Origin of the sequence: Duganella sp. HH101, assembly GCF_001758795.1 — a bacterium.
GTDB lineage: Bacteria > Pseudomonadota > Gammaproteobacteria > Burkholderiales > Burkholderiaceae_D > Rugamonas > Rugamonas rivuli.
In genome coordinates this window covers 16,772-27,309 of record NZ_LRON01000040.1, presented here as the reverse complement: position 1 = coordinate 27,309, position 10,538 = coordinate 16,772, and the positions used below count along the sequence as shown (strand labels likewise).

Here is a 10,538-nt window from a genome sequence, read left to right as displayed (position 1 = left end):
CGCCGGCCAGGCTCCAGCCCGGCGACGCCGTCGCCGTTTTCTGCACCGACAGCGCCGTCTCGCCCATGGCTACCGCGCCGCCGGCCGGACCCCGCTGCATCGCCCCGGCTACCGCACCGTAGAGGTTTTGGACGCTGAGCAGGGACGGCGCGGCCTTTTCCCACATTGCAGCCGCCGGGCCATCCACGCCAACGACGACGGCCTGCGCGGGCGCCGCCCCGGCGCGCGCCACGCCGCTGGCGGCCTCTCCCGTGCAGCCCGTCGCCGCCGGCGCGGATGCGGCGGCCGGGCCTGTGCCGGCTACGGCGCTGGCCGAGGCAGCGGCTTCGCCGGGCGGCGCTGCCGCAGTCCGCTGCGCGGGCAGCGCGCCGCCATCGGCGCGCTGCTCCGGCGCCACGTCTGCCTGCTGATCGCGCTCGCGCAGCGGCTGGCGCCGGTCGTCGACCGCCACGCCACGGCCGGCGTCGGCCGGCGCCGCCGGTTTCTTCGCCGTCTGCAGCAACATCGCGTGCTCGACCTCGTACAACCAGCGGCTCTGGCGCGCATCCGCCTGGAGCCGCGGCGCGGCGCCGGTCGCAGGCGCCGCCGTACCGTATCCATCCACATTAATTGCCATCTGCCGCCCTCACTGTCTGCAATACATTCCATTGATCGTCGGCGTCCTTGAACTCGCCGCTCAGGCGCGCCCGCACGAATTCCTTGTGCATTTCGTCCCTATGTTCTTCCACCGCGTCCAGCCCGCGCCGCGCGCCGGCCACGTCGGCGATCAGCGCCTCGCGCCGCTGCTGCGCCTCCTGCATCGCCTGCGCCATCTCGTGCAGCGTCCGCCGGCGATCTGCCAGGTAGCGCGACAGCAAGCTGAAGCGTTCAACCTGCACGGCCTGGCCGTCGCTGCCCAGCTGCTTCCATTCCTGCTGCGCCTGCGCGATGCGGGCGCTTTCCGCGTCGCACGCGGCGCGCCGCTGGGCCAGCTCGGCATTGCAATCGCTCAGCGCGCGCAGCAGCGCATCCAGCGCCCACTGGCGTTGCAGCACGATCGGCTCCAGCGCATAGCGGAAACGCGCCCCGCCCATCAGGCCGCTCCCGTCACGGCGGCGCGCAAGCGCGCCAGCGCGGCCTGGCGCGTGGTCGATTCCAGCACCGACTGCCGCAGCACTTCGCGCAGCGCCGGCGCCACGTCGATGGCGCGGTCGATGGCGGGATTGCTGCCCGCCCGGTAGGCGCCCATGTCGACCATCTGGCGGTTGCGTTCATAAGCCGCCAGCAGCTCCACGGCCGTTCCCATCAGCTCGCGCTCGTCGGCGCTGGTCAGGTCGGACGCCAGCCGGCTGCTGCTTTGCAGCACATCGATGGCCGGGAAGTGGCCTTCGTGCGCCAGCTCGCGCGACAGCATGATGTGGCCGTCCAGCGTGGCCCGCACGATGTCCGAGATCGGCTCGTTGAAGTCATCGCCTTCGACCAGCACGGTGTACAGCGCGGTGATGGCGCCGCCGCTGTCGGTGGTGCCGCAGCGTTCGCACAGCGCCGGAATTTCCGTGAACACCGACGGCGTATAGCCGCGCGCCGTCGGCGGTTCGCCCGCCGCCAGCCCGATCTCGCGCCGCGCCATCGCGAAGCGGGTGATCGAGTCCATCATCAGCAGTACTTGCCGTCCCTGGTCGCGGAAGTACTCGGCCACCGCCGTGGCGGCGTGGGCGGCGCGGGTGCGCACCAGCGCCGGCTGGTCCGAGGTGGCGACGATGACGACGCTGCGCTTCAAGCCGTCGACGCCGAGATTCTTCTCGACGAACTCGCGCACTTCGCGGCCGCGTTCACCGATCAGGGCGATCACGTTGACGTCGGCCTGGACATCGCGCGCCAGCATGCCCAGCAAGGTGCTCTTGCCGACGCCGCTGCCGGCGAAAATGCCCATGCGCTGGCCACGGCCCAAGGGCAACAGGGTATCGATGGCGCGCACGCCGGTCTCCAGCAACTGGCCGATGCGCGGCCGCGTCAGCGGATTGATCGGCGGCGCGAACAGGCTGCGCATCTCGGCCGTCACAGGCGGCGGGCCGCCGTCGATCGGCGCGCCGAAGGCGTCGATGACCCGTCCCAGCAAGCCGCTGCCGACCCGCATGCCCGGCGGCTGGCCGCTGGCGACGATGCGGCTGCCGGCACCGACGCCGCGGGTGTCGCCATAAGGCATCAGCACGATGCGGCCGGGCTTGACGCCGACCACTTCGCACAGCAATCCCGGCGCGCCGTTCTCCAGCTCGATCTCGCACACTTCGCCGATGGTGGCGTCCGGCCCCACCGCCTCGATGCTCTGGCCGGAAATGCCGAGCACGCGGCCGGTTCGGCGCGTCAGCTCGGCGTCGCGGATGGCGTCCAGATAGGCTTGCATCAGACCGGCACCTCGCGGCGGGCCTGCTGCTTGCGCACCTGCACCAGCGTTTCGCGCAGATGCTGCAATTGCAGGTCGAGGCGGGCGTCCAGCGTGCCGCGCGGGCCGTCGACGATGCAACCACCCAGCTCGATACCGGCGTCGGCCTGGAAGCCCAGCCGCGCATCGAGGGCGCCGTCCTGCAGCAGCGGCAAGTCTTGCGGATGCACGCGCACCACCAGCGTCTCCGGCGCATGCACACCGTCGATCAGGCTGCGCACCATGGCCACCAGGCCATCGCGGCTGGCCGCCTGGCTGCCCAGCACGCGGCACACGGCGGCGAAGCTGACTTCCACCAGCATGTCCTCGTGTTCGTCCAGCAGCGCGCGGCGCGATTGCAGCAGCGACTGCGTCACGCCGTTCAGGCGCTCGACCTGGGCGGCGACCGCATCGTTGGCCTCGCGCTCGCCCTGCTCCAGCCCTTGTTGGTGGCCACGGCGTTCGGCTTCGGCGCGGATGCCGTCAGCCTCGTCCTGCAGCCGCTGCTGCGCGGCTTGCAGTTGCTGCTCGCGCTCGGCCAACTCGGCCAGCTGCTGCGCCGCCTGGTCGCGTTGCTTCGTCATGTCCTGCCCTTGCTGCGCCAGCGCCTGCTCCTGCGCCAGGATCGCTTGCTCGCGCCGGCGCAGCAGAGCCGCCTCGTCCTCCATGCGATGGCCGGCGCTTGAATTATGGCCGCCATGATGTCACCCGCCGCCACAGCGTTTCGAACGGCGACGACGGCGCAGGCGCCGCCGCCGGCACGGCCGCTTGCGCCAGGCGCGCGGTCAGCGATTCGAGCACGAACAGCGCGCGCGCCGGCGCCGGCGCCGTCTGAACCGCAGCGATCGCTTCACGCCGGGCCGGATGGTACAGCGCCAGCAGGCCGGCGCTCCAGCTCCACGGTTGCAGCGCCAGCACTTCCGCCACCAAGGCCACCGGTTCGTGTTCGAGCAGGCCGAACATGGCGGTCGCCGAGGCCGAGGCCAGCCCGGCCTGCCGGCTTGGCGCGCCTGGCGCGCCTGGCGCCGGCGGCGGCGTGCTGCGGTCCGGCTCGAAACCCAGCGCCGTCAACTCGTCCAGATAGCCGCGCAGCAGCGACTGGTCGGCCGGCGCCAGCTGTTCGAGGATCAGGCCGCGGTCGGCGTCGGCCAGCGCATGCAGCGCCACGGCTGCCTGGCGGTGGCCGGTCATGGCCGACGCCCCACGGCGTCGCCGGCCTGCGGCGCGGCGATCCATTGCTGTACATCGTGCAGCATCTGCTCGCGCTGCGCCGCGCTCAAGCGCGCTGGCGCGCCGCGGCGGCGGCGCCCGCCCAGCACGAAGGCGGCGGCCAGCACCACCAGGCCTGCCAGCCCGGCCAGCACCGGCACCACGTTGCGCGCGGCGCCGTCGGCAGGTTTGCCCGCCGCGCCGGGGTGGGCGTCGGCCGCGGCCGTTTCCGCAGCCGCCGGCGCCTGCTGCGCCAGCACCTGCTGTGCGGCCAGCGAATGCATCGAGTACACCACCACCGCGTCGCCGCGCCGGCTGTCGAAGCCGGCCGCCAGCGCCACCACTTCCTTCAGCCGCGCCAGCTGTTCTTCATCCATGTCGCGCTTGACCAGCACCGCGATCGTCATGCGCTTGACGGCGCCGCCTGCCACCACCACCTGCTCGACGCGGCGGCCGACCTGGTAGTCGAACTCGCTGGTGTTGCTGGCCGGCGCGCCGTTCACGCGGGCCGTGCCGACGGCGGCGCCGGTGGCGTCCGCGCCATCGCGGGAGCTGCTGCGCTCGCGCACCACCACGCCGGTGGGGTTGGCGGCCGGGTCGGAATTCTTGGCCGGCAGCACCTCTTCGGTCGTCACCTTGCTTTGATCCAGATTCAGCGCGACATCGATGCTGGCCACCGCCTCGCCCGCGCCGTAGGTACGGTCCAGCACTTGCGTGACCTTCTTCAGCAGATAGTCTTCGGTGCCGCGCTTGCCGTCGAGCTGGGTCATCGCGGTCTCGCCGCCGTCGCCCTGGGCCACGCGGGTCAGCGCCACGCCGTGCTGGTTCAACACCGTCACGTCGGCGCTGACGATGTCCGGCACCGAGGCCGCCACCAGGCGCTGGATGCCGGCGATCTGCTCGGCCGCCAGCACCTTGCCGCTCTTCATGGTCAGCGTGACCGACGCCTTGGGCTTGGTCTGCGCCTTCTTGAACAAGCCCTGCTCAGGCAAGGCCAGGTGCACGCGCGCGGCCTGGATTTCCTCGATCGACAGGATGGTGCGGGTCAGCTCGCCCTGGATGGCGCGCAGGTAGTTCACCTTCTGCACGAACTCGGTCATGCCGAAGTCGGCGTTGTTGAACACCTCGAAACCCACCGCGCCATGCAGCGGCAGTTCCTTGCCCATCAGCTTGAGCCGGGTCTTGTACACCAGGTCCTTGGGCACCAGGATGGTGTTGCCGCCGTCGGCCAGCTGGTAAGGGGTTTTCATCTTGTCCAGCTCGGCCGTCATCGAGGCCGCGTCGGCCGGCGCCACGTCGGCGAACAGCACCTGGTAATCGGTGCGGTAAGCCCAAAAGCCGAGCGCGGCCGCCAGCCCCACGATCAGCACGACGCCGACCACGATACCGATTTTCGATTGCACCGCCAGGCGGTTCCATGCTTCGTTCATTGCTGCCACGTTCTACTCCTAGACCTGCATCCGCATCACTTCTTGATAGGCTTCCAGTGCATGATTCCTGACCTGCGCCAGCAACTGGAAGGAAAGCTTGGCCTCTTCCAGATGGATCATCACCTCATGTAAATTGCTGGCTTCGCCGAGCGCCAGCTGTTGCACTTCATGGTCCGCCTTGACCAGGCTGGCATTGACCGAATTCAGTTCGGTCGCGAACCAGCCGCCGAAACCGTCGGCCGGCTGCTGCACCGGCGCCATGGCCGGCAGCGGTTCGGCGGCCGCCAGCGTGGCGGCGGCGATCGCTTCGATGGTCATTGCTGGCCTCCGATGTCCAACGCACGCGCAGCCATGGTCTTGGCGGCGTTCATGGCCGCCACATTGGCCTCGTAGGCGCGTAGCGCGGTGCTCAGGTTGACCATCTCGGCCGTATGGTTCACACCCGGATAGGCGACCATGCCCTTGGCGTCCGCATACGGATGGCCCGGTTCGTACACCATGCGCGCCGCCACCGCCTGCGGCTCGACCGCCAGCACCTGCACGCCGCCACCGGACAACTGGTCGAACTGCTGGCCGAAATTCAACGGCGCCGCCTGGCTGATGACGCGCATCGGACGATAGGCCTGGGCCGCGCTGGCCGCAGCGGTGTTCATGCTGGCGATGTTGGCCGCCGTCACATCGAGGCGGAGTTTTTCCACCGCCATGCCGCTGGCGCTGATTTGAAATGCCGCGTTGTAGTCCATTAGCGTTTGCCTTCGTTGATGGCGCTGCCGATCAGCGCAAAGTGCTTGTTCAGCGCCTTGAGCAGCGCCTGGTGGTGCAGCGTGTTTTCCGACAGCGAAGCCATTTCCGTGTCCAGCGTGACGGCTTCGCCCGCTGCGCCGGCCGCCTCGAACTGCGGCCGGAACGCCGCCAGGCCGGCCAGCGAGGGCGCGCGGCCCTGCTGCACGTCCTGCTTGAGCTCGTCGAGCCGCGTTTCGAAACTCACGCCCATGCGCCGATAGCCGGGCGTGTTGACGTTGGCGATGTTTTGCGCGATCGCCTGTTGCCGCATGCCGGCCGCGTCCAGCGCCAGGCTGAGCAAGCCGACGGTGCTGCTGTCGATGAGGGATACCATAGCCGCTTCCTTAAATTGAGAGTTACTGCACGATCAGTTCTGCATGCAGGGCGCCCGCCGCCTTCACTGCGCGCAGGATGGAAATAATGTCGCGGGTGTTGGTCTTGACCCGCGTCAGCGATTGCACCAGGTCGGCCACGGTGTTGTTGCTGGCGGCGACAAAACCGGTCTCGCCCTGCTCCGTCACATCGACCCGGCTGTTGGCCACGCGCATGGTGCGCACATCCGGCCCGGTCTGGCTCACCAGCAGCGGCTGCGAGACCGAGTTGTCGGTGACGATGGTCACTTTCAAATCGCCCTGCGACACCGCCACCTTGGAAATGCGCACGTCGCCGCCGGACACCACGGTGCCGGTGCGCTCGTTGATCACCACCTTGGCGCGGCGGTCCGGCTCCACGCTGACGTTCTCGACCGCCATCAGGAAGTCGGTCAGGCGCGCGCGCCGGCCTTCGGGGATGCGGATCTCGATGCCGGACGCATCCTGCGCCAGCGCCAGGTTCTGGCCCAGCGCGCCGTTGATGGCGGCCGCCACGCGGCTGGCGGTGGTGTAGTCGGGGTCGGACAGCACGAAGGTCACGCTCTGGCCGCCGTTGCTGACATCGTTGGCCACGCCCAGCTCCACCGTGGCGCCGCCGGGGATAGAGGCCACCGTCGGATGGTTCTTCTGCACCACGTTGCCGTTCAAATCGTACTTGTAGCCGCCCACTGACAGCGGCCCCTGCGCCAGCGCATAGACCTGGCCGTTGGCCGCCTTCAGCGGCGCCAGGATCAGCGTGCCGCCGACCAGGCTGCGGGCGTCGCCCATCGAGGTCACGGTGACGTCGAGCGCGTCGCCCGGGCGCGCGAACGGCGACAGGCTGGCCGTCACCATCACGGCGGCGGCGTTGCGGCTTTGCACGTCGTCGGCCACCACCGTCATGTCGAAGCGCGACAGCATGTTGGCGATCGACTGCCGGGTGGCCTTGTTGCGGGCCGAATCGCCGGTGCCGGCCAGGCCCGTGACCAGGCCGTAGCCGGTCAGCGCGTTGTCGCGCCAGCCGGCGATCTTGCCGATGTCCTTGATGCGGATGGTCTCGGCCGCGCCGGCGACGCCGGCGGCTGCGCACAGCAGTGCGAATATCAGGGCGCGCATCATCGTCACAGTCCGAACAGGGTGAGGAAACGCTGCCACCAGGCCGGATGCTGGACGTCGGCCAGGTCGCCCTGGCCGACGTAGCTGATCTTGGCGCCGGCGATGCGGGTCGACAGCACGACGTTGGCGTCGGACACGTCCTGCGGGCGGATGCGGCCTTCGACGCGGATCTGCTGTTTTTCGTTGTTCACTTCGAGCAGCTGCTCGCCGGCGATCACCAGGTCGCCCTGCTCGGTGATCTCGCGGATCGCCACGGTGATCTGGGCCAGCACGCGGCCCTCACGCGCGGTGCGGCCGCGGCCGTCGAGCTGGTTGTTGGCCTTGACGCCGGCGTTGTAGCCTTTGCCCGGGGTGTGGATATCCATGCCGACGCCGGCGTCGCGGCCGGCGCTGGTGTTGGCGGTGCTGCTGGCGCTGGCGCTTTCATAGACCATCACCGTGATCAGGTCGCCGACGCGGCGCGGCCGCAGGTCGGACGTGAACGACTGGTAAGTCGCCGGCTGGTACAAGCTGGTCGCCTGCGCGCCGCCGGCGCAGCCCAGCGCCGCCAGCATCAGCAAAAATGTAAAACGCATCGTTCCCTACCTTCCTTCAATTCGAACCAGCCCGGGTGCCATCACCCGCGCTGTCACCATGTCATTGCTGCGCTCCGGGCGCACCGGCACTTGCTGTCCCACCACCGCGTCGGCCTGGGCATAGGCCGCGGTTTCCACTTCGATGCCGGCCACCGCCGTCACCAGCCGCACGCGGTCGCCGCGCAGCACCATCGCCGCCGGCGCGATCTGCCGCACCGTGACCACCTGCCCGACGGCCAGCGGCTGCCGCAGCCGGCCGCCCTGTTCCAGCGCGCCCTCGGCCAGCGGCGCGTCGGCCAGGTCCGCCACTTCCTCGCGCCGCAGCGCGAAATCCGCCGCCGTCGCCACCGCGCCGGCCGGCAAGGCCCGCTGCGCCACATACACGCTGCGGTAGGCGCTGACCGCCAGCGGCACGACCACCGAGCGGTACACCGCGCCCTGCGCCATCACGTCTATCCACACCGGCATGCGCGGCCGCAAACGGCTGGCGTCCACCATCCTGGCGCGGTACTGCAAGGCGCCGGCCGGCGCCGCCAGGTCCGGCAGCGGCGCGGCCAGGCTGAGCTGCAGTTCCTGGCCGGCGGCGCCGAAACGCTGTTGCACCTGCGCCCGCGCCAGGTCCAGCAGCAGCTCGCCATCGAGCGCCTGGCTCTGGCTCTGGATGCGCACCCGCTCGGCGCCGCGCCAGACGATCCGCTGTCCGCGCGACAAGCTCAGGCTGCGCATGGCGAGATCCAGCTCGGCGCGGCTGCGCTGCTCGACCTGGCCGGCCAGCGGCGCCGCCCCCAGGGACACGCCGCCGAACGCCTGCCGCAACTGGGCGTCGTCCGTTTCCACCTGCGCCACATCGGCCAGCGTCACGCGCGGCGTGCTCAGCAGCACGTCCGGCCGCAGCGAGATCACCACTTCGCCGGCCCGCGCCGACAGCGCCAGCACCAGCGCGCCTGCAGCAACGACCGCCGCCCGCATCGGCTTACTTGCGCAGGTTGTTGCTCATGCCCAGCATCTCGTCCGATGCCTGGATCACCTTGACGCTGCTTTCATAGGCGCGCTGCGCCGCCATCAAGTCCACCATTTCGTTGACCAGGTTGACGTTGGACGCTTCGACGTAGCCCTGCGCCAGCGTGCCCAGGCCGTCTTCGCCGGGCTTGCCGTAGATCGCATCGCCGGAACGCGCCGACGGCTGATACAGGTTGGCGCCCAGCGACACCAGGCCGGTGGTGTCCGAGAAGTGGCTCAGCTCGATGCGGCCGGCCTCGCTCGGCGCCGACTGGTTGGCGCCCTGCACCAGCACCTGGCCGTCGGCCTTGACGACGATGCTCTTGGCGTCGGTGCCGACATGGATGGCCGGCTTGAGCACATGGCCGTCGGCGGTGGCCAGAAAGCCGTCGCGGTCGACCGACAAGGAGCCGCCGCGGCTGTAGGCCGAGCTGCCGTCGACCATGCTCACTTCGAGGAAACCGTCGCCCTGGATCGCCACGTCGAGCGGCGCATCGGTCTTGCGCATCTCGCCGGCGGTGAACACCTTGGACAGCGAGAAGATGCCGACGCCGCCGCCGTGCCACAGGCTGGGAGCGCCCTGGGCGTCGCTGTTGCCGGTGCGGTTGATCTCGCGGTAGACCATGTCCTCAAAGGTCACGTGGGCCTTCTTGAAGCCGGGCGTGTTGACGTTGGCCAGGTTGTTGGCGATGGTGTCAACGCTCTTCTGTTGCATGTGCATGCCGGTGGCGGCGATATACAGCGATTCGTTCATGTTTAAAAATCTCCCAGCTTGCGTATGGTTTTTTCCAGGCTGTCGTCGTAGCCCTGCATGATTTTTTGCAGGGCCTCGAAATGGCGCACGGTCTCGGTCAGGCGCACCATTTCCTGGGGCGAGCTGACATTGGAATTTTCCTGGTAGCCCACGCGCACGGACGGCGCCGCGCCTTGTTCCGCCAGGCGCGCCGCGCCTTGCGCATAGGTGCCGCTGCCCAGCGGCTGCAGCGCTTCGGGGTTGGCGAAGCGCACCATCTTCAGGCGCGCGACCACGCGGTCGCCCTGGCGCACGTCGCCATTGCCGTCGATGACGTAAGGCCCGCTGAGCACTATTTCACCACTGACGCCCATCACCGGCATGCCATGCTGGCCGACCAGGCGGCCGCGCACGTCGGTGTGGAAGCCGCCCTGGCGCGTATAGGCCGGCCCCTGCGGCGCGGCGATCTCGAAGAATTCCGTCCCTTCGATCGCCACATCCTGCGGGTTGGCCGTGTAGCGCAGCGTGCCGGGGGCGGCGTCGATGGACAGCGTGGCCGGCGATGCAGCGGCGGCATCGGCCAAGCCGCCTGCCACCTGCTGCGAAAACGAAGAGCCGGACAGCACCTGCTTCTTGTAGCCGGGCGTGAGCACGTTTGCCATGTTCTGGCTAATGGTTTCCATGCGCAGCAAATCATGCTGCATCCCATTCGCGGCGATTGCCATCACGTCCATACCGAGCACCAAATTGCAAAAAAGGCACGCATCCTAACACAGCTTTAAGATTATTACCCAAAAGAAAAACAGTATTTTTTTAAGCACCATAATTTCCCTTGGATCATCTAATTGTTTTTGGGCACTCTGACCGAATTTATAACAATCAGTGAAAACAAACGCATGTGCTTTATTTTGAAAAACAACAGATTACTGTACAAAAAACTAT

Annotated in this window: 13 protein-coding genes and 1 pseudogene; all 14 read right to left on the bottom strand. The window is 68.8% G+C overall.

Annotated elements, in window-relative coordinates; all coding sequences use genetic code 11:
- Positions 1-604 (bottom strand): annotated as a pseudogene (locus DUGA2_RS31265) (hypothetical protein); the annotation flags it as partial.
- A 1-nt stretch (position 605) separates the two neighbouring features.
- A complete protein-coding gene (locus DUGA2_RS31260) occupies positions 606-1,073 on the bottom strand; it encodes a hypothetical protein (RefSeq protein ID WP_070273208.1) in 468 nt (155 codons plus the stop codon).
- Positions 1,073-2,383, bottom strand: coding sequence for a FliI/YscN family ATPase (locus DUGA2_RS31255; RefSeq protein WP_070273207.1), 1,311 nt, complete (start codon positions 2,381-2,383; stop codon positions 1,073-1,075). The genes DUGA2_RS31260 and DUGA2_RS31255 overlap by 1 nt, the downstream gene beginning before the upstream one ends.
- Positions 2,383-3,069, bottom strand: a complete 687-nt coding sequence (locus DUGA2_RS31250; RefSeq protein WP_070273206.1) for a FliH/SctL family protein — start codon at positions 3,067-3,069, stop codon at positions 2,383-2,385. The genes DUGA2_RS31255 and DUGA2_RS31250 overlap by 1 nt, the downstream gene beginning before the upstream one ends.
- A gap of 19 nt (positions 3,070-3,088) precedes the next feature.
- The gene (locus tag DUGA2_RS31245; protein WP_070273205.1) at positions 3,089-3,592 is read right to left on the bottom strand and encodes a hypothetical protein; all 504 of its coding nucleotides are present in this window, start codon (positions 3,590-3,592) and stop codon (positions 3,089-3,091) included.
- Positions 3,589-5,040 (bottom strand): flagellar basal-body MS-ring/collar protein FliF, encoded by a 1,452-nt coding sequence (fliF, locus tag DUGA2_RS31240; RefSeq protein ID WP_070273204.1) that lies wholly within the window; start codon positions 5,038-5,040, stop codon positions 3,589-3,591. The genes DUGA2_RS31245 and fliF overlap by 4 nt, the downstream gene beginning before the upstream one ends.
- An 18-nt stretch (positions 5,041-5,058) precedes the next feature.
- On the bottom strand, positions 5,059-5,358 hold the full coding sequence (gene fliE / locus DUGA2_RS31235; RefSeq protein WP_070273203.1) for a flagellar hook-basal body complex protein FliE: 300 nt from the start codon (positions 5,356-5,358) through the stop codon (positions 5,059-5,061).
- A complete protein-coding gene (gene flgC, locus DUGA2_RS31230; RefSeq protein WP_070273202.1) occupies positions 5,355-5,783 on the bottom strand; it encodes a flagellar basal body rod protein FlgC in 429 nt (142 codons plus the stop codon). Before flgC ends, fliE begins: the two co-directional genes overlap by 4 nt.
- Positions 5,783-6,157: a flagellar basal body rod protein FlgB gene (gene flgB, locus DUGA2_RS31225; protein WP_070273201.1), complete on the bottom strand. Its 375-nt coding sequence runs from the start codon at positions 6,155-6,157 to the stop codon at positions 5,783-5,785. Before flgB ends, flgC begins: the two co-directional genes overlap by 1 nt.
- A gap of 22 nt (positions 6,158-6,179) precedes the next feature.
- Positions 6,180-7,292, bottom strand: coding sequence for a flagellar basal body P-ring protein FlgI (locus DUGA2_RS31220; RefSeq protein WP_070273200.1), 1,113 nt, complete (start codon positions 7,290-7,292; stop codon positions 6,180-6,182).
- A 2-nt stretch (positions 7,293-7,294) separates the two neighbouring features.
- Complete coding sequence (locus DUGA2_RS31215) at positions 7,295-7,864, bottom strand: flagellar basal body L-ring protein FlgH (RefSeq protein WP_070273199.1); 570 nt, start codon at positions 7,862-7,864, stop codon at positions 7,295-7,297.
- A gap of 6 nt (positions 7,865-7,870) precedes the next feature.
- Positions 7,871-8,833, bottom strand: coding sequence for a flagellar basal body P-ring formation chaperone FlgA (gene flgA, locus DUGA2_RS31210; RefSeq protein WP_070273198.1), 963 nt, complete (start codon positions 8,831-8,833; stop codon positions 7,871-7,873).
- A 4-nt stretch (positions 8,834-8,837) separates the two neighbouring features.
- The gene (gene flgG / locus DUGA2_RS31205; RefSeq protein WP_070273197.1) at positions 8,838-9,617 is read right to left on the bottom strand and encodes a flagellar basal-body rod protein FlgG; all 780 of its coding nucleotides are present in this window, start codon (positions 9,615-9,617) and stop codon (positions 8,838-8,840) included.
- Between the two features lie 2 nt (positions 9,618-9,619).
- Positions 9,620-10,321 (bottom strand): flagellar hook-basal body protein, encoded by a 702-nt coding sequence (locus DUGA2_RS31200; RefSeq protein WP_286162332.1) that lies wholly within the window; start codon positions 10,319-10,321, stop codon positions 9,620-9,622.
- Positions 10,322-10,538: the final 217 nt, after the last annotated feature.